At 58.9% G+C, this 21,624-nt stretch carries 20 protein-coding genes and 5 tRNA genes; 4 read left to right on the top strand and 21 right to left on the bottom strand.

The annotated features are described in order from the left end of the window. Position 1: 1 nt before the first annotated feature. On the top strand, positions 2 to 1,441 hold the full coding sequence (locus tag AC3YUO_RS01370; protein WP_489961249.1) for an aminoacyl-histidine dipeptidase: 1,440 nt from the start codon (positions 2 to 4) through the stop codon (positions 1,439 to 1,441). A 139-nt stretch (positions 1,442 to 1,580) separates the two neighbouring features. On the opposite strand, the gene AC3YUO_RS01375 is transcribed toward AC3YUO_RS01370, so the two are convergent. The 7 genes from AC3YUO_RS01375 to pyrB form a co-directional block, all read right to left on the bottom strand. Beyond that, positions 1,581 to 2,780 carry a GIY-YIG nuclease family protein gene (locus tag AC3YUO_RS01375; RefSeq protein WP_489961250.1) on the bottom strand — a complete coding sequence of 400 codons (1,200 nt, stop codon included), beginning with the start codon at positions 2,778 to 2,780 and terminating at the stop codon, positions 1,581 to 1,583. 375 nt (positions 2,781 to 3,155) lie between these two features. Continuing rightward, a tRNA-Lys gene (locus AC3YUO_RS01380) sits at positions 3,156 to 3,231 on the bottom strand. Between the two features lie 36 nt (positions 3,232 to 3,267). Further along, positions 3,268 to 3,342, bottom strand: a tRNA-Gln gene (locus AC3YUO_RS01385). Between the two features lie 62 nt (positions 3,343 to 3,404). After that, positions 3,405 to 3,481 (bottom strand) — tRNA-His (locus tag AC3YUO_RS01390). A 51-nt stretch (positions 3,482 to 3,532) separates the two neighbouring features. Continuing rightward, positions 3,533 to 3,609: transfer RNA gene (locus tag AC3YUO_RS01395), tRNA-Arg, on the bottom strand. A 3-nt stretch (positions 3,610 to 3,612) separates the two neighbouring features. Then, positions 3,613 to 3,686, bottom strand: a tRNA-Gly gene (locus tag AC3YUO_RS01400). Between the two features lie 124 nt (positions 3,687 to 3,810). Further along, a complete protein-coding gene (gene pyrB / locus AC3YUO_RS01405; RefSeq protein WP_489961251.1) occupies positions 3,811 to 4,872 on the bottom strand; it encodes an aspartate carbamoyltransferase in 1,062 nt (353 codons plus the stop codon). A 158-nt stretch (positions 4,873 to 5,030) separates the two neighbouring features. On the opposite strand from pyrB, the gene AC3YUO_RS01410 reads away from it, so the two are divergent. The 3 genes from AC3YUO_RS01410 to AC3YUO_RS01420 all read left to right on the top strand — a co-directional run bounded on the left by AC3YUO_RS01410 (position 5,031) and on the right by AC3YUO_RS01420 (position 6,670). Beyond that, the gene (locus AC3YUO_RS01410) at positions 5,031 to 5,363 is read left to right on the top strand and encodes a PadR family transcriptional regulator (protein WP_489961252.1); all 333 of its coding nucleotides are present in this window, start codon (positions 5,031 to 5,033) and stop codon (positions 5,361 to 5,363) included. After that, a complete protein-coding gene (locus AC3YUO_RS01415; protein ID WP_489961253.1) occupies positions 5,360 to 6,070 on the top strand; it encodes a permease prefix domain 1-containing protein in 711 nt (236 codons plus the stop codon). The genes AC3YUO_RS01410 and AC3YUO_RS01415 overlap by 4 nt, the downstream gene beginning before the upstream one ends. Before the next feature lie 81 nt (positions 6,071 to 6,151). Continuing rightward, a complete protein-coding gene (locus AC3YUO_RS01420; RefSeq protein ID WP_489961254.1) occupies positions 6,152 to 6,670 on the top strand; it encodes a putative ABC transporter permease in 519 nt (172 codons plus the stop codon). A gap of 40 nt (positions 6,671 to 6,710) precedes the next feature. On the opposite strand, the gene AC3YUO_RS01425 is transcribed toward AC3YUO_RS01420, so the two are convergent. From AC3YUO_RS01425 to AC3YUO_RS01490, 14 genes are all read right to left on the bottom strand, one after another. Beyond that, on the bottom strand, positions 6,711 to 6,881 hold the full coding sequence (locus AC3YUO_RS01425) for a hypothetical protein (RefSeq protein WP_489961255.1): 171 nt from the start codon (positions 6,879 to 6,881) through the stop codon (positions 6,711 to 6,713). Positions 6,882 to 6,964: 83 nt separating this feature from the next. Beyond that, entirely contained in the window at positions 6,965 to 7,717 is a 753-nt protein-coding gene (locus tag AC3YUO_RS01430) for a polysaccharide deacetylase family protein (protein WP_489961256.1), read from the bottom strand. Positions 7,718 to 7,792: 75 nt separating this feature from the next. After that, positions 7,793 to 8,848 (bottom strand): helix-turn-helix domain-containing protein, encoded by a 1,056-nt coding sequence (locus tag AC3YUO_RS01435; RefSeq protein ID WP_489961257.1) that lies wholly within the window; start codon positions 8,846 to 8,848, stop codon positions 7,793 to 7,795. A gap of 171 nt (positions 8,849 to 9,019) precedes the next feature. Next, positions 9,020 to 10,435 (bottom strand): TraB/GumN family protein, encoded by a 1,416-nt coding sequence (locus AC3YUO_RS01440; protein WP_489961258.1) that lies wholly within the window; start codon positions 10,433 to 10,435, stop codon positions 9,020 to 9,022. A gap of 154 nt (positions 10,436 to 10,589) precedes the next feature. Further along, positions 10,590 to 11,564: an SPFH domain-containing protein gene (locus tag AC3YUO_RS01445; protein WP_489961259.1), complete on the bottom strand. Its 975-nt coding sequence runs from the start codon at positions 11,562 to 11,564 to the stop codon at positions 10,590 to 10,592. Between the two features lie 22 nt (positions 11,565 to 11,586). Further along, entirely contained in the window at positions 11,587 to 12,015 is a 429-nt protein-coding gene (locus tag AC3YUO_RS01450; RefSeq protein WP_489961260.1) for an NfeD family protein, read from the bottom strand. 381 nt (positions 12,016 to 12,396) lie between these two features. Then, a complete protein-coding gene (gene groL, locus AC3YUO_RS01455; protein WP_489961261.1) occupies positions 12,397 to 14,025 on the bottom strand; it encodes a chaperonin GroEL in 1,629 nt (542 codons plus the stop codon). A 62-nt stretch (positions 14,026 to 14,087) separates the two neighbouring features. Next, complete coding sequence (locus AC3YUO_RS01460; RefSeq protein ID WP_489961262.1) at positions 14,088 to 14,372, bottom strand: co-chaperone GroES; 285 nt, start codon at positions 14,370 to 14,372, stop codon at positions 14,088 to 14,090. A 211-nt stretch (positions 14,373 to 14,583) separates the two neighbouring features. Next, positions 14,584 to 15,492 carry a diacylglycerol/lipid kinase family protein gene (locus AC3YUO_RS01465; protein ID WP_489961263.1) on the bottom strand — a complete coding sequence of 303 codons (909 nt, stop codon included), beginning with the start codon at positions 15,490 to 15,492 and terminating at the stop codon, positions 14,584 to 14,586. A gap of 78 nt (positions 15,493 to 15,570) precedes the next feature. Then, a complete protein-coding gene (locus AC3YUO_RS01470; RefSeq protein ID WP_489961264.1) occupies positions 15,571 to 16,689 on the bottom strand; it encodes a THUMP domain-containing class I SAM-dependent RNA methyltransferase in 1,119 nt (372 codons plus the stop codon). Positions 16,690 to 16,725: 36 nt separating this feature from the next. Beyond that, on the bottom strand, positions 16,726 to 17,547 hold the full coding sequence (murI, locus tag AC3YUO_RS01475) for a glutamate racemase (protein ID WP_489961265.1): 822 nt from the start codon (positions 17,545 to 17,547) through the stop codon (positions 16,726 to 16,728). A gap of 107 nt (positions 17,548 to 17,654) precedes the next feature. After that, the gene (gene yycI / locus AC3YUO_RS01480; protein WP_489961266.1) at positions 17,655 to 18,470 is read right to left on the bottom strand and encodes a two-component system regulatory protein YycI; all 816 of its coding nucleotides are present in this window, start codon (positions 18,468 to 18,470) and stop codon (positions 17,655 to 17,657) included. Positions 18,471 to 18,485: 15 nt separating this feature from the next. Beyond that, a complete protein-coding gene (locus tag AC3YUO_RS01485) occupies positions 18,486 to 19,799 on the bottom strand; it encodes a hypothetical protein (protein WP_489961267.1) in 1,314 nt (437 codons plus the stop codon). Further along, entirely contained in the window at positions 19,792 to 21,576 is a 1,785-nt protein-coding gene (locus tag AC3YUO_RS01490) for an ATP-binding protein (RefSeq protein WP_489961268.1), read from the bottom strand. The genes AC3YUO_RS01485 and AC3YUO_RS01490 overlap by 8 nt, the downstream gene beginning before the upstream one ends. Between the last annotated feature and the right edge of the window lie 48 nt (positions 21,577 to 21,624).

The raw sequence follows: 21,624 nt of genomic DNA on the forward strand, positions 1-21,624 counted from the left end.
AATGCAGGTTTTGGAACATCTGGAACCCAAGAAGGTATTTTCGTTGTTTGAGGCCATGTGCGCCATTCCCCATGGCTCCCGGAACACGAAGGCAATCAGCGATTGGTGTGTAGCTTTCGCCAAGGAGCGCGGACTGGAGTACCATCAGGATGCCAGCAACAACGTGATCATCATCAAGCCGGCTGCTCCCGGCTATGAGGACGCTCAGCCCATCATTCTCCAGGGCCATCTGGACATGGTGTGTGAAAAGGCTGCAGATTGCACCAAGGATATGGAGCGTGAGGGCCTGGATCTGGCCATTGACGGAGACTATGTCTATGCCAAGGGTACCACTCTGGGCAGCGACGACGGCATCGCCGTAGCCATGGCCATGGCTGTTTTGGATGACAAGACTCTGCCCGCTCCCCGGATCGAGGCCGTATTCACCACCGACGAGGAAATCGGCCTGCTGGGTGCCGTTGCTATGGATGTCTCCCCTCTGAAGGGAAGAAAAATGATTAACCTGGACTCCGAGACAGAGGAAATCTTTACCGTCAGCTGCGCCGGAGGCAACACCACCTCCTGCATTCTTCCCGTTGTCCGTGCCCCCTTTGCGGGCACTGCTCTCCTGATTACCGTGGGAGGTCTCACCGGCGGACACTCCGGTATGGAGATTCACAAGGGCCGTGCCAACGCCAACAAGCTCATGGGCCGGGTGCTCCGCACCCTGTCGCAGAAGACCCAAATGTGCATCCAGCGCGTGGACGGCGGTCTGAAGGACAACGCTATCCCCGTGGAAACCCGTGCGGTCGTGGTTGTATCCGATGCTCAGGCTGCCCAGCAAGTGGTCCGGGATATGGAGCACATTCTGCAGAACGAGTACCACACCACCGATCCCGCCCTGTTTGTCAAGTCGGAAGCGGCGGAAGCAGCCGAACTCCCTCTGGATCCCTCCTCTACGGCAAAGGTCATCTGCATGCTCCAGTGCCTGCCCAACGGAATTGAGGCCATGAGCGCCGAAATTCACGGCTTGGTCCAGACTTCTCTTAATATGGGAATTCTGGCCACCAGTGAAGATACCGTGCGGACTTCTTACAGCGTGCGCAGCTCCATCGACTCCCAGAAGCAGATGCTCAAGGAGCGTCTCAGCTGCCTGATGGAGCAGCTGGGCGGCCGGGTGGAGTTTACCGGAGAATATGCCGGCTGGCAGTATCAGGAGGAATCTCCTCTGCGTGAGCTGCTGGTGGAGGTGTTCCGCGATCAGTACGGCAAGGACCCGAAAATCGAGGCCATCCACGCCGGACTGGAGTGCGGCATCTTTGCCGGAATGATGCCCGGTCTGGATTGCGTCTCTCTTGGCCCCAACCTGCTGGAGGTCCACACCCCCAGAGAGAGAATGAGCATCTCCTCTGTTCAGCGGGTCTGGAACTTCCTGCTGGAGGTTCTGAAGCGCTCCAAGTAAGTTTTATCATAAAAACAAGAAGAAGGACACGACGTTGTCGTGTCCTTCTTCTTTGGTAATATCACATCTATCTAAAGATACTGCTATTGCTATATTGTTAGGGCTCAAACCAAAAGCCGACACATAGTGAATAACTCTGTTATTCTTCCTTGAACTCCCATCCAAACCCATACGCCTTTTTCCTATATCCATAGCCGGTCGAGCACGGCCGTTTCAGACAAACAGCACTTATAGAACTCACACAATTCCGGTTTTTAGCAATTCCCTGCGAAACAAGCCACTCCGCCGCAGCGTGTTGACTTTCAAAGGAGTGTATTATTTCTCCAGTTTGCAAATCGAGCATATTCACTGCCTTTTGGCATTTCTGGACAGATGCCGCAGTTCTTTTCAACGAATTTGCTTTTGCTTCCTCTGGATGAGAAGTATTCCACTCTCTCAAAGACCGTTTACGCTTTTCTTTCGCCAAATTTGTTTGACAGGCTGCAATCCTATGTAACGTTTGTTTTTCATATTCTTCTGGATGGTTTTGAGCCCACCTTTTGTACGATTGCTTTCTTTTCTCTTTAGATGCTTCCGTTTGATTTGCCATACAATTATTTTCTCTCGCCTTTTCATACTCTTCGGGGTGTTCTAATCGCCATCTTTTTATCCGTGCACTTGTCATCTTTTTATATACGGCTGTATTCATTGTTTCTTTTATTTTTTGATTTCTTTCGGTCAGCGCATAAGTATCGCCTGAAGAATATAACTTTTTGGCAGTTTGTATCATAGCCTGATATTGTTCAGGATGCTCCGCCATATATTTTCTCTTTCTCGCTTGCTGCTCATTCCTATTGTTGTGAGTAGCCGTACCACCTCCGCCACAAACAAGGTTTAAGCAAAACGGATCTTTTAGCAAATCCTCATTAACAATAGAAGCTTCAACCTCCTCTGTCTCAGTAGCACTTTTACAAGCAACAATATAATATCGAATAAATTCTTTTGAGTGTTTTGCGTATTTCTTCTTAAACTTTATCCCAGAACCTTGATATCGTCTCAGTTCACCCCATCGTTTTCTATTTACCTTTCCAACATAGTACTCAAAAGTATCCACATTAATCTGTATATATATAAATCTAAAATAACCATCCTCATTTCTTTTGTAGTACAGTTCATGCAAAGGAATAACGTCGTACCAAAGGTTTCTAATCCAAATTCTGGTTGGATTATATCCCAACACTCGTGCCATCGTAAGCTCTGAAGTGCAATTCACATAGTCCTGTGAAGCAAAAATCATACCTAATTCCAAAGGATTATACTTTTGCCACACTATTATGTTTTCGCCGATCGAGAATTCCATGCTCTCATCCTTTAACCCCGGTAATAGTGTCATTGTTGGCTTTAATTAAAGTATATCAAACAATGATAACCCTATCAATCTAAAACAGTGTACCTATTGTTTATATACAACTTAAAAGTTTTGCACTCAAAAGAAATCTTTTCATACTCACAGGTTTTAGACTCCTTATTTTTGCTACGCTCACTAATATTTTCAATGTTTTTCGTGTTTAACGTCCCAGACTTCTACAGATTTCACATCGTCACAAATCTCTTGGGGCACCAACCCTTTGGCAATACAACAAAGGCTCAACTTTCGGTCACATTTAATACTACAACACCATAAACTCTCGGCCGAAACCAAAAAGAAAGACACGCCTAGGCGTGTCTTTCTTTTTGGTGACCCAGCGGAGATTCGAACTCCGGACACCCTGCTTAAAAGGCAGGTGCTCTGCCGACTGAGCTACTGGGTCATATTCTATTCAAACATGCAGAGGCATGAAAAAAGCTGGCAGGGATGGCTGGACTCGAACCAGCGAGTGAGGGAGTCAAAGTCCCTTGCCTTACCACTTGGCTACACCCCTGTATATTCATCAGAAAAAAGGGTTAGGGCCGGAGCCGAAGCTCCGGCCCTTCCGCCTAAATGTGGGGTGGGTAAAGGGACTCGAACCCTCGACACCCGGAACCACAATCCGGTGCTCTAACCAACTGAGCTACACCCACCATATAGCAACGGCATGACGGAAAACCAAAATCATCGCCATTAATTCGAAATGGCACGCCTGAAGGGACTCGAACCCCTGACCCACTGCTTAGAAGGCAGTTGCTCTATCCACCTGAGCTACAGGCGCATATGGAGCGGGTGATGGGAATCGAACCCACGCGACCAGCTTGGAAGGCTGGGATTCTACCATTGAACTACACCCGCACAGACGCCGCCATGTCTCTCATGTCAGCTTCAAAATGATACCACAGTGCAGGGCTAATTGTCAATCCTTTTTTTCATTTCTTTCTGCCCGGAGGCCTTGAAGGTGCCTCCGGGCAGTCCAATGTCACCGCAGCGCCGCGTCGCAGAAGCCGCAGCAGTCCACGCCGCCGATCTTCTTCACCAGAGGAGGCAGATAGGGCTGGGTCTGGGTAATGCACCTGGGGTTGGAACAAACCGGCTTGGTTCCAATCTCCACCGGGGGCACCGTCTCCTGCCGGGGCTGAAGGGCCAGATGCTCCAGCAGAGCCATACGGGCAAACATGCCGTACCGGGCCTGCTGGAAGTAGACCGCCCGGGGGTCGTCATCCACATCCACCGTAATCTCGTCTACCCGGGGCAGCGGGTGCATAACCAGCATATTCTTCTTGGCCCGGTCCAGCTTGCGCCGGGTCAGGATATAGATGCCCTTGTTGCGCTCATACTCCAGGGGATCCACAAATCGCTCCTTCTGGATGCGGGTCATATACAGCACATCCAGCTGAGGAATCACCGCCTCCAGGCCAGTGACCTCGGTAAAGCGCATTCCATTCTCCCGCATGAAGGCCCTCATGTAATCGGGAATGGCCAGCTCCCGGGGTGCGATGAGGAAAAACTGGATATTCTGGAACTTGGCCATGGCCTTGATGAGGGAGTGGACAGTCCGGCCGTTTTTCAAGTCGCCGCACAGGCCCAGGGACAGGCCGTCCACGCCGCCCAGCAGGCGGGTCATGGTGGTCAGGTCAGCCATGGTCTGGGTGGGGTGCATGTGTCCCCCGTCTCCCGCATTGACCACCGGCACATGGGAGTAGAGAGAGGCCGCCTTGGCCGCTCCCTCCCAGGGGGTACGCATCACAATCACGTCGGCATAGCCGGAAACCATTTTAATGGTGTCCTTCAGGGTCTCGCCCTTGGCTACCGAGGAGGAATTGGGGTCGGCAAAGCCGAACACCGTTCCGCCCAGGCGAAGCATAGCGGTCTGAAAGGAAAAATTAGTGCGGGTGGAGGGCTCGTAAAACAGGTTGGCCGATACCTTTCCCCGGCACACATCAATAAACTTTCCGGGGTTGTCTATGATCTCACTGGCCCGGGCGTAAAGGCTGTCCCATTCCTCCCGGGGCAGGTCGCCGAAATCAATCAAATGCCGCATATGCGCTCCTCCTCCTGCATTCTTCCTAATACCCTAATTACCGTCGAAAAATCATATCACAATCCGACCCTTTACGCAAGGTGGGGCAGAAACTTTTTCCCGCCTCTTGACGCCTCTGATAAAGAGGTATATAATGCCTCTTGAATAGAGGTGTCTATATGAGGGTAAACAAAGAGCTGTCCAAGGGCAGCCACGAGCTGATTATTCTGAAGCTGCTCAGCCGCCAGGACATGTACGGCTATCAGCTGATCCAGCAGATGGCCCTGCTGTCGGAAGACGTCTTCTGTATGAGCCAGGGCAGCCTGTACCCCTTCCTCCACACATTGGAGGACAAGGGCTACATCCAGTCCTACGAGCAGACGGAGGGCGGCCGGGCGCGGCGGTTTTACCATCTTACCCCCTCCGGCCGGGCCCTGCTGGAGGAGAAAGAGGAGCAGTGGGGGATTTTCGTCCGGGCCATGTCCCGCATTTTAGGAGGTGCCGCAGAATGAAGCCCTGGATGGAGGACTTTATCCACCTGTGTCTGGCCAAAATCCCCGACCTCCTGTACCGAAAGCGCCTGACGGCAGAGCTGTCGGACCATCTGGCCTCCCTGTCCGAGGACCTGGAGGCGGAGGGACTGCCTGCCGGGCAGGCTCAGGCGCTGGCTCTGGAGCGCATGGGCAGCCCGGAGGAGCTGTCCCGACAGCTCTATGGCCGCTGGCGTCAGCACATCCGCTCTCCCCGCTATGTGTTCAGCCAGCTGGCTCTGACCTGCTGTATCATCGGTCTGTCTGTTCTCCTGGTCTACCTGACCCTTGGGGCGGCGGGCCTGACCTATGATGCCGCCCCTGGCCTATCTATGGCAGGCAATCCGCTTCTCACCGGCGCGGCGGGCGTTCTTCTCTTCCTTCTCCCCTTTTCCCTGGGGGCCTTTTGGCTGACCAGGCGGTTTCAGGGGCATACCTCCCCCCGCCGTATGGTACTGTTGGGACTTCTGCTGGCCTGGCTGGGGCAGCTGTGCCTTCTCCTCCTGCTGGGAACGCTCCTCTACGGCATTTCCCTATACGAGCCCGCATCCCTGCTGGCGCGGATTTCAGGGGGCGGAGACCCCATCGCCCCCTGGTTTACGCCCGGCTACCTGCTGCTTACCCTGGCCGGATGCGGGTTTTTGAGTCTGCTGGCTCCTCCCCTGTTCCAGAGAAACCAAGAATTTTAATTCGGTAGGGAAATTTTCCATACATGAATTCCCGTCCCCTTCTCCACCCTAAAGACAGGATTGGAGGAGGTATCCGATGGAATGACCGTATGGTTTTGGAATTTTACCCTTTACAGCTTTCTGGGCTTCTTGTTGGAGGTGGCCTACGCCCGGGCAACCGGCGGCCGCTGCAACCGAAAATGCCTGCTGGTACTCCCCCTTTGTCCCGTGTACGGATTGGGGGCCTGTGCCATCCTATGGCTGTCCCCATGGGCCAAGAACTTCTCCCCCCTGTTGTTTGTTCTCTCTGCCGCAGCCGCCACGGGTGTGGAATATGCCACAGCGGTCTTTTACGAAAAGCTGCTGGGCGTGTCCTTCTGGGACTACCGCCAGCTGCACTGGAACATTCACGGGCGGGTTTGCCTTCCCTTTTCCCTGGCCTGGGGCTGCCTGTCCCTGCCCATGGTTTACTGGCTCCAGCCCATGTTCGCTCCCTACCTGGCCGCAATCTCTCCGCTGGTCACTTGGATGGCCGCCGGCACTGTGGTCCTGGATTTTCTGGTCTCTTCCGCTCTGCTCAAGCGGACCGGGAACATAAGCTGTCTGCGCTGGTATGCCTGATAAAAAAACAGCCGCCCAATGGGCGGCTGCTTTTTATCTCTTATTCCTCGTAGTCGTCATACTCCGAAGTGCAGGCGGCGCTCTTAATCTTTCCCTTGGCACAGCCGCACAGCTCGGCCAGCTTATCCCAATAGGCCACCACGGCGCACACAACAGCCGCAGCCGCCAGGGACAGGGCAACAATCTTCAGTACGAACCGGGCAATCTTCATGTTCTAAGTCCTCCTTCCACGATTCGAATGGTTGAACCTAGTTTACATGATTTCGGGGAAAATTACAATCGTTTTTGTAAATTTTATGGTTCTCCCTCCGGGAGCGGGCAAGAGCGGTAGCACACGCCGCACTCCGGCTCCACCCCCCGCAGGTCCATCAGCTGCTCCACGGTGACAAAGACATAACCCTGGCTGGTAAGGGCGTCCACAATCCGCAGAGCGGCATCCACGGAGCTCTCATAAATATCGTGCATAAGAATAATATCTCCGTCCTGCACGTGCTCCAGCACCGCAGCTACAATCCGGTCGGTATCCCGGTCCTTCCAGTCCTCCGGATCCACAGACCACAAAATCAGAGGGCCATCCGCCCAGCACTCCACCGATTCATCTACAATTCCGTAGGGCGGGCGCAGCCAGAATTCTCCCTCCCCCAGGATATCCGTCAGCAGAGCCCGGGTCTTGCCCACCTGCAAATCGAAGTCCTCCCGGGACAGGTCGGTCACCATGACGTGGTCAAAGGTATGGACGCCCACCTGGTGTCCCGCCTCCGCCATCTCCTCAATCAGGTCCTCACAGCCCTCAATCCGTTCCCCCACCAGGAAAAACGTGGCATTGACCTCCCGCAGCTCCAGCCCGTCCAGAAGGCGCCGGGTGGTGGACAGACGTGGGCCATCATCAAAGGTGAGGGCCACCAGCTTGGCCGGGCCGGTTTCAATCTCCACCTGGGCGCCGCCGCCCGCCATCTGAATCTCCTCCGGCGTGCCCGGCCCCAGCGCCAGCGCCACGCACAGGCTGAAAAGCCCCAGTCCCACGCCCCGAAGTCCATATCGTCTCACACCCGCCGCGCCCCTTTCATCGCCATTCAGATTCAGTATGTGAAAAGGGCGGCTCTTTTTGTCTTGAAATTTCTGTTAGTTTTTTGAATAGCGCTGGCGCAGCTCCTCCCACCCCGGTTCCGCCCGCAGGAAGGCGCAGTCGGGGTCCCGCTCCACCTGCTCCAGCATTGGCTGAAGCAGCACCGACTGGCATTCCCCCGCGGCCTCCTTGGTGGGCAGATGAGCATAAAGAAGGGATTGGCTCAGGTCCCAGGGCACGGTAAGACTGTGGAACAGGCGCTCCAGCAGCGCCAGTGTCCCCGGCCCGTCCTCCCTGGCAATGGCCAGCTGGAGCGGTGCGGAGAGCACCGCGTAGTCGGAAAGCCCCATCACCTTTCCCACCCGCTCCGCCACATCGGAATACTGCTCGGCTCGCTCCTGCTCCCCCTCCTTCAGGGCCAGGTCAATGAGATGGAGCAGGGTGGTCTGTATCCCGTGGGCCCGGTCAAAGAGCTCCCGCTCCAGCAGCATCCAGGCCTCCTCCGTCCGTCCCTGCTTCCGCCGCAGGGCGGCCAGCAGCTCCCGTTTGTCCCGGTGGGTGTCGGACAGGCGCTCCAGCAGCTCCTCCCCCCGCTCCAGCTCGCCCCGGCCAATGCACCTGGAGGCCAAAGTATAGGTAGCCCACTCCGCCGCCCTGGAGTCGGTGCTGCCAACGCAGCGCTCGTAGAGGGCGGCAATCTCCCCCTCCAGCTTCTCCCGCTCCTCGCCGGGCTCCTCCGGCTGCAGGACCAAAATCCCCTCCAGCAGCCCGGCCACACTGTAAGCCAAATTGTCGTTGTTGGGAAATTCCCGCAGCTTTTCCCGGGCCATCCGGAAGGCCGCCGGGGCCCCCTCCTGCCGGGATGTCTCATAGAGCGCATTGAGAAACTGCCCAATCTCCTCCTGGGTCAAATTCTCCTGGAAGGAGAGCAGGGTGTTCAAATCTACCCCCAGGGTCCGGGCCAGGGTGGGCAGGAGGGTAATGTCCGGGTAGTTGAGTCCCCGCTCCCACTTGTTCACCGCCGGGGCGCTCACCCCCAACCGCTCCGCCAGTCCCTCCTGAGTGAGCCCCATCGCCTGCCGCCGCTGCCGGATGATTTCATTTAAATTCATGTGCCCTTCCTCCTCATTTGCAGCGTTTCTTCTGTCCCTATGATAGCAGAGCTCCCTTCCCTCCCGCAACGGAGGGGTGCGACAGAAAATGGGTGTTCTTTTAACTGCTGGTTAATTTGAGGACAAAAAAGGTCCCCGGCCTGTGGCCGGGGACCTTTTTCCCGCTTCTTATTAGGGCTTTTCAACCACTTCCACGGTGTAGCCCAGATCCTTCAGGCCCTGGACGATGCCACCCGAGCCAATCATGTGGCCCGCGCCCACCACCAGAAGGCCGGTGTGGGCACCGTCCTGCTCCAGATAGGCGTCGGCATAGGCGATCATGCCGGGGTCCCGGTCGGTAAAGAGCTTGCTGTTGAGCTCATCGTCGCTGTTGATGACCTCATCCTTGGGATAGGCCTGGGCAAAGCCCTGGGTGTCCCGGGCCTTCCACTGGTCCATCCAAATGCCGATCTGGGCCATCTCCTCCTCCAGCGCGGCCTGGGTGTCGGCGGTGAGGGCCTCCTCACCCAGCACATCGGTGATGGCTTTCTTGGTAGCCTCGTCCATGGTGTCCACATCCAGCACCATCAGCAGAGAGGAAGCCAGATAGACCTCCTGGTACTCCGGAGACAGGCTGTCAAAGATGCCGCCCTGGAAGGCGTAGGTCTCCACGGCGCCGATGTCGATGCCCGCGTTCACCGCCTTGGCGTTGACGTACAGGTCAATGGCCATGGCGTTGCTGCTGGTGGTCTCGTCGGTGGTAGCCAGGGACTGCAGGCTGGTGGCCAGGGCCCAGGCCTTGTACTGGGACACCAGCTCCTCCTCCATGCCCATCTGACCCAGGGTCTTCACCACCGCCTGATAGAGCTCCGGAGAGATGTGGTCGGCCAGGGTGGTGCCGTCGGAGTAGACCTGCATGGCGGTAAACTCCATCACCTGCTGCACATCGTTGAAGTCCAGCTCAAAGGACACCTGCTCAGAATTGAGGATAATGTCCCGCAGCTGCTTATGGAAGGGGTAGACGTTGTTCCGGTCAGTATGGATGGAGCCCAGCAGGTACAGCGTGTTGCCGTTTCCGGTAGCCTTCCACAGAAGGCCCAGGGAACCGGCGTTCTGCCCGTCATACAGGGCCAGAATCAGGCTGTTGGCCATGGTAGCCGCCTCCAGCAGGGTGCAGGGCCGGTCCAGATGGAGCCCGGTCCCATCGCCGCACAGGGCGCCCACGGAGACCATAAACGCCTCAGGGCCCTCCTCCACGCCAGGGAACGCATAGTCGGCAGCCGCCTGATAGAAGGCATTGACCACGCCGCCGCGGGTGGTGTCCAGCACCAGGCCCTCGGTATCCGCCGTCCGCTGCTCCACACCCAGCAGGGCCAGCTTGTCGGAAACTACTTCCGTCATGGCGGTCACCTGTTCCTGGGTCACTACCTGGTTGTGCTGGGTATAGATTTCATCGCCCACCAAGCCCATGGCATAGCTGTCGGCCAGCATCCCATAGGCCCACAGGGGAAGGGGTTCCGCAGTTACAGAAGCCTCCTCCGCGGACGCAGGGGCGAGGGTACCCGCCATCAGCCCCAGGGTAAGCAGGAACGCAAGCAGTCGTTTCATTTTTCCTCTCTCCTCTCATTTCATTTGAAACATCCGGTTTTTTCCATCATATCATACGCCCCGGCAAAGTCAAATTAAAATAGAATTAAGGTTTGAACCGGTCCCGGAACAACACAATGCCCCCGCCGGAACAGCCGGCGGGGGCGGTGATGAATCAGGTCTTGGGTACCGTTTTGGTAATGGTTGCCTTGGGGTCCTCCGTGTCAAAGACCGTCTTGGCTGCGGCGGCCAGACCGGCCAGGCCCTGAATCTCGCTGGGAATGATGATCTTGGTGGCCTTGCCGTTGGCAGCCGCCTCGAAGGCCTCCAGAGCCTTGATCTTGATGACGCCCTCGCCAGGCTGCGCCTCGTTGATGAGCTTGATAGCGTCAGCGGTAGCCTGCTGCACCTTCAGGATGGCCTCAGCTTCGGCCTCGGCCTCCAGAATCTTGGCCTGCTTGGCACCCTCAGCCTGGAGAATGGCGGCCTGCTTGGCGGCGTCTGCCCGGAGGATGGCGCTCTGCTTCTCGCCTTCTGCCACCAGGATCTGGGACTGCTTCTGGCCCTCAGCCTGGAGGATGGCCTCACGGCGTTCACGCTCAGCCCGCATCTGCTTCTCCATGGACTCCTGGATGTCGCGGGGCGGCATGATGTTCTTCAGCTCCACCCGGTTGACTTTGATGCCCCAGTTGTCGGTGGCCTCGTCCAAGATGGCCCGCATCTGACCGTTGATGTGGTCGCGGCTGGTGAGAGACTGGTCCAGCTCCAGGTCGCCGATGATATTGCGCAGAGTGGTGGCAGTCAGATTCTCAATGGCGGACATGGGATTTTCTACGCCGTAGGCGTACAGCTTGGGGTCGGTAATCTGGAAGTAGATGACCGTGTCAATCTGCATGGTCACGTTGTCCTTGGTAATAACCGGCTGGGGCGGGAAGTCCACAACCTGCTCCTTCAGGGACACATTCTTGGCCACGCGCTCAAAAAGGGGCATCTTGAAGTGCAGACCCACACCCCAGACCGTGCGGAACGCACCCAGGCGCTCGATGACGAAGGCCCGGGACTGGGGCACTACCTTGATGCAGGAACCCAGGAGAATCAAAATAAACAGCGCCAGAATAACCCAGGGGATAATCTTCAATATCAGTTCCATATGTACTCCTTTTCCGCGCCGGTTACAGCGCTTCCACAAACAGCTTTACTCCCTCAATACGCAGCACCCGCACCTCTGTGCCCACGGAAATGACCACATCGTGTTCGCTGCGGGCAGACCAAACCTGACCGGAGACATTGACCTGTCCCTTCCCCTCCACATTGTCGATGGCCTCGGTGACCACAGCGGTCTTTCCGATCACCCGGTCAGCGTTGGTGGGGGTACGGCTGGTCTTCAGAAGCCGTGCGGCAAAGGGGCGAATCAGCGCCAGAGACAGACCGGACAGCACCAGGAATACCACGATCTGAATCCAGATATTTCCTCCCAGCACCGCAGCAATCAGTCCGCCCAACGCACCCACCGCAAACCAGATGAAGGTGAGTCCCACCGTCAGGGCCTCGCCAATCACCAGGACAACGAGGGCAATGAGCCAAATCGTGCTTGGAAGCATATGAACTCCTTTCCCCCCGGGCCGATCTACCCGGAGCTTACTGGTGTCTTCATCATAGCACATTGCCACAAGGAATGCCACCAAAAGATATTCAGTTCCATTAAATTTCTCTTAAAATTTCAGGTTGTTCTTTCGTTCTCGGGCTCCGTTCAGGGGCCGTTCCCGCTTATCCGTGGGCGCTCTCCGCTCGCCTTCGTCGTAAGATTCTTATCCCTCACCCTGCCGTCCAGACGGCAGGTCTTGCTCATTCCGCCACTCCTCCTCTCCCGGCCAAACCCGCTCTGCTGGGCTTTGGCCGGGTCCCCAGGTCGGCTTCGCCGACAAGCCCCAGCCCACAAAAAAGCCCGCGGCACGAGGCCGCGGGCTTTGGAATCGTTTGGCTTAGTACATGCCGCCCATGTCAGGGGCAGCAGGGGCAGCGGGTGCGGGGGGCTGGGGCTTGTCGGCGACCAGAGCCTCGGTGGTCAGCAGGGTGCTGGCGATGGAGGCAGCGTTCTCCAGAGCGGAGCGGGTCACCTTGGTGGGATCCACGATGCCAGCGGGAATCATATCGCAGTACTCTTCCTTGTAGGCGTCGAAGCCATAGCCGATCTTGCCGGACTCCTTGATCTTCTCCAGAACCACGGAGCCGTCGATGCCGGCGTTGGCGGCAATCTGCTTCACAGGAGCGGTCAGAGCGCGGGCAATAATCTGCACGCCGGTCTTCTCGTCGCCCTCAGCCTCAGCATACAGCTTCTCCACAGCGGGGATGGCATTCAGGTAAGCGGTACCGCCGCCGGCCACGATGCCCTCTTCCACGGCGGCGCGGGTGGCGTTCAGGGCGTCCTCGATGCGCAGCTTCTTCTCCTTCATCTCCACCTCGGTGGCAGCGCCGACCTTGATGACAGCCACGCCGCCGGCCAGCTTGGCCAGGCGCTCCTGCAGCTTCTCACGGTCATAGTCGGAGGTGGTAACCTCGATCTGGCTCTTGATCTGACCCACGCGGGCCTTGATCTCCTCGGAGGAACCAGCGCCGTTGACGATGGTGGTGTTCTCCTTGGTGACCTTCACCTGACGGGCCTGGCCCAGCTGGCTCAGCTGAGCCTCCTTCAGCTCCAGACCCACATCGGCGGAGATGACCTGGCCGCCGGTCAGGATGGCGATATCCTGCAGCATCTCCTTGCGGCGGTCGCCGAAGCCGGGTGCCTTGACGCACACCACGTTCAGGGTGCCGCGCAGACGGTTCACAATCAGGGTGGACAGGGCGTCGCCCTCCACGTCCTCAGCGATAATCAGCAGCTTCTTGCCGGACTGAACCACCTGCTCCAGCAGGGGCAGCAGCTCCTGGATGTTGGAGATCTTCTTGTCGGTGATGAGGATGAGGGCGTCGTCCAGGTTGGCCTCCATCTTCTCGGTGTCAGTGACCATGTAGGGGGTGATGTAGCCCCGGTCAAACTGCATGCCTTCCACGACCTCGGAGTAGGTCTCGGCGGTCTTGGACTCCTCGATGGTAATGACGCCGTCGTGGCCCACCTTCTCCATAGCCTCGGCAATCAGAGCGCCGATGGCCTCATCGCCGGAGGAGACAGTGCCGACACGGGCGATGTCAGCAGAACCGTTGACCTTCTGGCTGTTGGCCTTGATGGCCTCGATGGCAGCATCGGTAGCCTTGGAGATGCCCTTCTTCATGACCATGGGGTTGGCACCGGCAGCCAGATTCTTCAGGCCCTCGCGGATGATGGCCTGAGCCAGCAGGGTGGCGGTGGTGGTACCGTCGCCGGCCACGTCATTGGTCTTGGTGGAAACTTCCTTCACCAGCTGGGCGCCCATGTTCTCAAAGGGGTCCTCCAGCTCGATCTCCTTGGCGATGGTCACACCGTCGTTGGTGATGAGGGGAGCGCCGAACTTCTTGTCCAGCACCACGTTGCGGCCCTTGGGGCCCATGGTGATCTTTACGGTGTCAGCCAGCTGATTGACGCCCTTCTCCAGGGCCTTGCGGGCTTCCTCGCCGTAGCAAATAATCTTAGCCATAACAAAAACCTCCAATATATGAGAATGGATTTACAACGATAAAATGATGGCGTCTGAGCAGCTTACTCGACAATGGCCAGAATGTCGTTCTGACGGACGATGGTAACTTCCTCGCCGTCCAGCTTCACCTGGGTGCCGGCGTACTTGCTGGTAATCACCTTGTCGCCCACCTTCACGGTCATCTGGACCTCCTTGCCGTCCACCAGTCCGCCGGGACCGACAGCCAGCACCTCAGCCACTTCGGGCTTCTCCTTGGCGGCGCCAGTGAGGATAATGCCGCCCTTGGTGGTCTCCTCGGCCTCCACCAGCTTCACAACCACGCGGTCAGCCAAAGGCTTGAGTTTCATAACGGGTTCCTCCTTATATTGATATTTGGTATTAACAAATTCAAGTTGGTTTAGCACTCATTTTGTCCGAGTGCCAAATCCAAGTATGATGATACCTGTTTCCAGCAAAAAAATCAACCCCTTTTTTCAAAAAATTGGGGTTGATTTTTTTAAAGTTTACGTTTCGTTCACAAAGTTTTGATGGGAGTGCTAATCCCCATTTCCTCGCCCCTCACCAGTGGGCCCCCTGGGGGTAGAAGAAGTTCACCTTCTTCTCCGACAGCCGCACGGTGAACGAGGTATCCCGCATCACCTCGCCGTCCACCACCGTGGTAATGGTCTGGTTGGAGGAGTAGGTGATGCTCTGCCCGTGGTAGTCCCGGATCAGCTGGGGATAGTTCTTATATAGTCCCTTGGCGTACTTGCCCACCAGCCGGACAAAGGTAAAGAGGCTGACCTTGGGCACCATCAGCATATCCAGCACTCCGTCGTCCGGCATGGCGTCAGCCACCGGCATGAAGCCGCCGCCGTAGTGCCGTCCGTTGCAGATGCACACGATGGCCGTGTCTCCACGCCAGTCCAGGTCTCCCATTTTGACCTCCATAGGCCGGGTGATCCCCTTGAACAGGATATTTTCCACCAGGGAGACGATGTACGCCCCCTTGCCGGAGAGAAACCGCCAGTCCTTGTAGCGGTGGACGTCGGCGGCGATGCGGGCGTCCACCCCGGCACACACCACGTCCAGCCCCAGCTTGCCGTTGCAGTCCATCAGGTCCAGAGAGGCCTGCGGCCCCACAGCCAAGGCCTCCAGGTCATAGAAAATTGTCCGGTAGTCCGGCCCGAAGATCTTTAAAAAGTCATTGCCCGTCCCCTTGGGCACACAGGTAATGGCGGCGTTGGGATATCCCGCCGCCCCGTTGACCACCTCGTTGAGGGTTCCATCCCCGCCGCAGGCGTAAATGCGCACGTCCTCTCCGGATTCCGCAGCCTGACGGACCAGACGGCAGGCGTCCCCCTCCCCGGTGGTATAGAGCCGCTCATGGGGAAAGCTCAGCTGGTCCAAAAGGCCCTCCAGATGGGCGTTGCTCTCCTTCTTCCCCGCCGCCGGGTTAATTATAAAAATATGTCGGATACCCGCCACCCTCTTATCTCTTTCTAAACCATCTCTCCGCCCTCCGGCAAAGTCGGCCATGCGAAACGGCGCATGCCCCACTCCTGCTCAGAGGTACATGAAGAGATCGCACTTCAGCATGCCGTTATAGAGCTTGCGCTTTTTATCGGCCGGCTTGCCGAAGGTACGCTCAAACTCGGTGTGGGAGGAGAGGAGAAAGAGCTTCCAGCCCTCCGGGAACTTGGCCCAGGCCTTTCCGAAGGCCCGGTACAGCTCCTCGGCCTCCCGCCGCTCCATAATTCGTTCGCCATAGGGGGGATTGGTCACCACCCGCCCCCGGATGCCGCCCCAGTGGAAGGTGCGGGCGTCGTCCACGTCAAAGCGCACCAGGTCGTCCACCTCAGCCAGCTGGGCGTTGTGCCGGGCCAGCTCCACGGCCTGGGGATCCAAATCGCCGCCCCATATCTCGTAGTCCCCGTCAAACTCCTTGTCCATGGCCTCGTCCGCCGCCTCCAGCCACAGCTTCTTGTCCACGCAGGTCCACTTCTGGGCGGAGAAGGTGCGGTTGAGGCCGGGGGCCCGGTTTTTGGCGATGAGTGCGGCCTCGATGGGAATGGTGCCGCTGCCGCAGAAGGGGTCACACAGGGGATCCCGCCCCTTGTACCGGGAGAGCATCACCATGGCGGCAGCCAAAGTCTCCCGCAGGGGCGCGGCCACGCCCTGGGCCCGATAGCCCCGCTTGTGAAGGCCCGCCCCGCTGGTGTCCAGCATCAGGGTGGCAGTGTCCTTCATGATGGAAAACTGAATCTGGTAGAGAGCTCCCGTCTCCGGCAAGGTACTGAGGCCGTACTTCTCCCCCAGCCGGGCGGCCACCGCCTTCTTCACAATGGACTGGCAGGCGGGCACCGAGTGGAGGGTGGAATTGAGGCTGTGCCCCTTCACCGGGAACTGTCCCTCCCGAGGGATAAACCGCTCCCAGGGCAGGGCCCGTGTCTTCTCATACAGGGCATCAAAGTCGCCGGCGTGGAAGGTCCCCAGCACCAGCAGCACCCGCTCTCCGGTGCGCAGATTCAGATTGAGCCGGGGCAGATCGGCCTCCGTTCCGCCGCACAGCACCCGTCCGTTTTCCGCCCGCACCTCCGGCAGGCCCAGGCGGCGCATTTCATCGGCGCACAGCCCCTCCAGCCCAAACAGCGTGGGCACCGCATAGGTCAGTCCCTTATCCACAGGCAACACCTCGTTCTTTCTCTGTCTGTTCCCGCCTTACAGCTCCATGGGCGGGTAAAAGGCCACCGAGCCCAGCCGCTCCAGCCCCACCTGCTTGGCCCGCAGGGCGTACTCCTTCACGTCTCCGGTGGTAAAAATGTCCAGCCGGCCGGGAATACCCGCCTCCCGGCGCAGCCCCTCCCGGTCCAGGTAGTCCCGCAGCTCCAGAGCCATCTGCTCCGCCGGGTCTACCAGAGGCAGGTCCGGGTACAGCTTGTGGATGCTGTCGGCCACCAGGGGGTAGTGGGTACAGCCCAGCACACAGCACTGGATTTTGTCCACCAGCACCATGTGGTCCAGCTCCTTATGCAGGTTATCCTCCACCTGGGCCATACCGGCCGGATCGCCCAGGTTGTGCTCCACCAGCCGGGCCAGATCGGGGCAGCCGCAGCTGAGCACCACAACCTTTTTGGGGCTCTGGGCCCGGATACGGCTGGGGTAGCACCGGGACTGGTGGGTAAAGACGGTGGAGATGACCCCCACCTTCTCCACATCCATGCGGGACACCGCGTCCGCTCCCGCCTGCACCGCGTTGATGGTGGGGCAGGACACCGCGTCCTGGCACTGCTCCACCACACAGGAGATGGTATTACAGGCCACCAGCAGAGCCTTCACCTTCCTCCGCTCCATGAAGCGGAACATGTACCGGGCCATGGCCACGATGGTCTCCCGGGGATGATTCCCGTAGGGAATGTGGGCCCCGTCCCCCAGATAAATCAGATTCTCCCCCGGCAGCAGCTTCTGCACCTGCCGGGCCACACTGAAGCCCCCAATTCCCGAGTCAATGACCCCGATGGGGCTGTCCTTGCTCAATTGCATTGACACACTTCCTCAATCTCTCCGTTTGGGCCGATGCCCATTCCCGGGGCCGCCCCGCCCAGCATAGCACACCGGCTGTGCGGGAAGGGGCGAAAACGCCGCGTTTCTCAGACCACCCGGCTCAGCTCCCCCGTCAGGGTGTCCAGCTGATAGGCCCCGGTATCCGTGGTGATCTGCCACACGGGGGTCAGGGTCATGGGGCCGGACAAGGCGGTCACCGACACATAGCCGGGAGTAATGGTATCAATCCGGCTGCACACGTCGCCCAGGGCGTTGAGCCCGTTCCAAAAGTTGATGAGCGCGGTGACCACCGTGATGGGCTGCCGGGTGGTGTCCTCCACCGGCTCGCCGATGAGGCGCCGCCCGGAGGTCATGGCTGTCAGGCAGCCGTCGGAAATCTCCAGGGTGACCTGCTGGGTAAAGAGGGGATACCCGTTCCAGGTCTGGCGGAACACCAGCGCATCCTCCTTCTCACTCAGCACTTCGCCCCGAAAGTTCAGCTTCTCCAGCAGCTCCGTGCAGTCCTTCACCCGGTCCTCCCCCATAGGGAAGGCGCCGGAAGAGAACTCCGCACTGAAGGACCCATCGCTGTGAAACTGGATGGAGCCGGTGGAGTTGGAGTAGCGGTACACACCCGCTCCCCGGTCCTCCACGGTTACCCCCTGTCCCAGCAGGGCGGCAGCCAGCTGGCTCTCCTCCTCCAGGTTCCGCTCCACCGTCTGGGGCAGCAGTTCCATGGTCTGAGGCACCTGCTTCTCATCCACCGTGATTCCCCGGTCCGCCAAAAATTGGATGGCTTCCTCCCGGGCCTGCCGCTGCAGCTGACTGTTGCGCAGCTCTCCCTGGGCCACGAAGACCAGCAGGCACAAATTGGTGAGGATCAGAATGATCAGAATGATGTTTTTCAGCTTTGGCCATTCCATCGTCTCACCTCCGCTTTAAGCTCCGTTCCCGGTGGCCGCCCAGGAGGCGCTCACCGTCTCTCCTCCGTTGTCGGAGTAGACCAGCAGCAGCTCCTCGCCCTCCAGGCCCATGGCCTCCATGGCCGCCGCCGCCTGGGGAATGGGCAGAACCACCGAGGTCTCTCCGCTGTCTGTATAGCTGCGGTAGCGCAGCACAAACCGGGTAATGCGCCCGTTTTCCACCTGGAACCAGGCCGCCGTTCCGTCCTCCAGCCGCACCGGGATGCCGTTGAGGCAGTAGTTGAAGGATACCTCCAGCCCCTCCTCGCTCTCCCGAACCCCGGAGAAATACAATCTGGCCTGCCCTGCATTGCTGCCCACCGTCGCCGCGGCCAGCTTCCGGCAGGCCTCCACCACCTGAAACAGGGTGGCGTCCTCCGGCTGGGCAGCCGCCGTGAAGAGGCTGCTGCCCTCCTCGGCGTGGTACTCCACCACTCCGTTTCCCGAAAGGCGCAGGTTATCTCCTCCGATACGGGCCACCCGCTCATCCCCTACGGAGTAGAAGCTGCTGGAGTTCACGGGCAAATCCAGGGCCGTCATAATCTGCTCCAGGGCACTCTGGTCGCCGGAGAGCGGATTCTTCACCTGATAGACGTCGGGAGTGGGCACGCTGTCCGTCAGCAGAGTATCCGGATCCAGCCAGTCATACTGTCCCGATTCAAAGGCATAGTAGGCCCCGTTATCCTGGAGAGACACCAGCGCCTCGGTGAGATGCTGGCCGTTGGCCACCTCGGACAGGCAGCGGTAGTAGCTTCCGTCGTTCCGGTCCTGGTAGTACAGAGCCACCGACTTCTCCCAGACGGTGAGCACCAACCGGCGCACCGTGGCGGTATTGTCTATCTCCTCCCCGGCCAGCCAGCCGGAGAGCACCGTCAGGGGAATTTCCCCCTGAAAATCCAGGCAAAGGCTGGGCGGAGTGGTCAGCGCCTGCTCCCACTGGCTGCGGGTGACCTCCTCCGGCGCCCCGGCGCTGGACAGCGTCTCCACCAGCAGGCCGACCACCTGCTGAAACAGGCCGTCCACCGCCACCTGATCGTATTGCAGGGCGCAGCGGCCGGTCCGGGTCTCCCCGGGCAGGCTGGCCACAATGCGCAGCGGTCGGGCGTCGGCCCGCGTGCCGCCCTGGGTCTCATGGGTCCCGCCCGCAGGCGTCTCCTCCTGCAGAAGCCCGTTGATAGAGCTCATAATCTGGCTGCGGGTGACCAGCCACAGGGCCGAACAGGTCAGCAGTACAATGAGCACATCCTTGGCAAGCTCAATGGCACGCCGTCTTTTTCTTCCCTTATCCATGGTCCGGTCCCTCAATGTTCAGCTCCAGCCGCACCGCCAGGCCCGGCCCTTCCTTGTCCAGCAGCTCCAGGGTTCCCTTGTGCCGGTCCACAATCTCCTTGGCAATGGACAGGCCCAGGCCGGTGCCGCCGGACTGGCGGGAGCGGGCCTTATCCACCCGGTAGAAGCGCTCAAAGATCCGGGGGCGGTCCTCCTCCGGGATGCCGATGCCGTTGTCATCCACGATCATCCACACCTTGTCCTCGGTCCGTCCCGCGGAAATGGTAATCTCGCCCCCGTCGGGGGTATATTTAATGGAATTGGAGACGATGTTCATCATGACCTGCAGGATCCGCTCCCGGTCGGCCACGATATCGGGCAGGTCCTCTCCCTCCACCAGGCGCAGAACATGGTTGTGGCGCTGGGCCTCCATGTAGACGGCGTTATACAGATCCTGCAGCGCTGCCCCGAAGGAGAATCGGGCCAGCTTCAAATCGTCCCGTCCCGAGTCGAACCGGGACAGGGTGAGCAGGTCCTGGACAATGTGGGTCATCCGGTCGCTCTCGTTCAGAATCACGCCCAGGAATTTCTTCTCCATGGCGGGCGGGATGTCTCCCGCTCCCTCGGTGAGGGTCTCGGCGTAGGAGCGGATGTTGGTCAGAGGCGTCCGCAATTCGTGGGACACATTGGCCACAAATTCCCGCTGCATCTCCTGGTTCTTGCGCTGCTCGGTGACGTCGTGAATGACCACCAGGGCGCCGCCCCCCTCCCGTCCGCGGTCAAAGGGAGCCAGCAGCAGCTGCAGGAAGCTGTCCCGCACCTGCCGCTCACCCTCCAGGTGGTCGGGGGCCTCAAGCACCTGCTCCAACGAGGCGATATCGCCAAAGAGCTGGTCGTAGGAGGTCTCCTCCCCGATGCTCTGGCGGAGCATCCGGGCGGCGGCGGGGTTGGAGTGAATGACCGTCCCTTCCCGGGAGAAAGCCACCACGCCGTCGGTCATGTGGAGGAACAGGGTGTCCAGCTTGTTGCGCTCGTTCTCCACCTGGCGCAGGGTGTCCTGAAGCTGGCCCGCCATGTCGTTGAAGGTATCGGTGAGCACGCCGATCTCGTCCCGGGATGTCACCTCAATTTTTCGGGAGAAGTCCCCCTCGGCCACCCGCATGGCTCCCTCCGTCAGTCGCTGGATGGGGGTGACCATGGTCTTGGACAGCAGGAAGGACAGGAGCACCGAGATGACCACACCGAACAGCAAAGCCTCCACAATGAGGGTGAACATCTGGTCGGTTAGGTTGTTGGCGGTGGCCTTGTTGTCGTAAATATAGATGATGTAGGACTGGTCCCCACGCTGAATGGGCACGGCCACATCCATGTAGTTCAGGGCGGGGTTGCTCTCATCGCCGGACTGGTTGGTCTCCAGCCCGGTGGTCAGGGCAAAGGACAGATTCTTGGTGTACTCCAGCTGCCCCGTCTCCCCGTCGGGATGGACGAGGCAATTCCCGTTGCTGTCCAGGATATACAGCTTGCGGTTGATGTTGTCCACGCCCAGCGCGCCGGAGTAGGCCTTGAGCACCTCGGCCATCTGCTCCGCGTCGCCGGTTTTTCCGCCCTCTTCGCCCTGCGCCTGGGTGGTCAGATCCTCGTAGAGGTCCTCATCCCCAAATACGTCCGCCATCTGAGTGTAGAATTCCTCCAGATAGAAGGCTGTCACCGAGTTGATGAGGAAGGCTCCTACCACTGTCATCAGAGACAGAATGAGCAGGACCAGAATCATCACCAGCTTCATATGCACACTGCGCATGGGTTCACCTCCGAGGCGGCTGAGAGCCGCGGTCTTTTCGCGTCAGGC

The organism is Pseudoflavonifractor sp. HNCC25GI2, assembly GCF_058136395.1.

Bases quoted from the DNA above. Each gene is read 5' to 3' on its own strand.
- AC3YUO_RS01370 (WP_489961249.1), top strand. From the start codon at position 2: ATGCAGGTTTTGGAACATCTGGAACCCAAGAAGGTATTTTCGTTGTTT.
- AC3YUO_RS01375 (WP_489961250.1), bottom strand. From the start codon at position 2,780: ATGGAATTCTCGATCGGCGAAAACATAATAGTGTGGCAAAAGTATAAT.
- pyrB (WP_489961251.1), bottom strand. From the start codon at position 4,872: ATGCGGCATTTGATTGATTTCGGCGACCTGCCCCGGGAGGAATGGGAC.
- AC3YUO_RS01410 (WP_489961252.1), top strand. From the start codon at position 5,031: ATGAGGGTAAACAAAGAGCTGTCCAAGGGCAGCCACGAGCTGATTATT.
- AC3YUO_RS01415 (WP_489961253.1), top strand. From the start codon at position 5,360: ATGAAGCCCTGGATGGAGGACTTTATCCACCTGTGTCTGGCCAAAATC.
- AC3YUO_RS01420 (WP_489961254.1), top strand. From the start codon at position 6,152: ATGACCGTATGGTTTTGGAATTTTACCCTTTACAGCTTTCTGGGCTTC.
- AC3YUO_RS01425 (WP_489961255.1), bottom strand. From the start codon at position 6,881: ATGAAGATTGCCCGGTTCGTACTGAAGATTGTTGCCCTGTCCCTGGCG.
- AC3YUO_RS01435 (WP_489961257.1), bottom strand. From the start codon at position 8,848: ATGAATTTAAATGAAATCATCCGGCAGCGGCGGCAGGCGATGGGGCTC.
- AC3YUO_RS01440 (WP_489961258.1), bottom strand. From the start codon at position 10,435: ATGAAACGACTGCTTGCGTTCCTGCTTACCCTGGGGCTGATGGCGGGT.
- AC3YUO_RS01445 (WP_489961259.1), bottom strand. From the start codon at position 11,564: ATGGAACTGATATTGAAGATTATCCCCTGGGTTATTCTGGCGCTGTTT.
- AC3YUO_RS01450 (WP_489961260.1), bottom strand. From the start codon at position 12,015: ATGCTTCCAAGCACGATTTGGCTCATTGCCCTCGTTGTCCTGGTGATT.
- groL (WP_489961261.1), bottom strand. From the start codon at position 14,025: ATGGCTAAGATTATTTGCTACGGCGAGGAAGCCCGCAAGGCCCTGGAG.
- AC3YUO_RS01460 (WP_489961262.1), bottom strand. From the start codon at position 14,372: ATGAAACTCAAGCCTTTGGCTGACCGCGTGGTTGTGAAGCTGGTGGAG.
- murI (WP_489961265.1), bottom strand. From the start codon at position 17,547: ATGCAATTGAGCAAGGACAGCCCCATCGGGGTCATTGACTCGGGAATT.
- yycI (WP_489961266.1), bottom strand. From the start codon at position 18,470: ATGGAATGGCCAAAGCTGAAAAACATCATTCTGATCATTCTGATCCTC.
- AC3YUO_RS01485 (WP_489961267.1), bottom strand. From the start codon at position 19,799: ATGGATAAGGGAAGAAAAAGACGGCGTGCCATTGAGCTTGCCAAGGAT.
- AC3YUO_RS01490 (WP_489961268.1), bottom strand. From the start codon at position 21,576: ATGCGCAGTGTGCATATGAAGCTGGTGATGATTCTGGTCCTGCTCATT.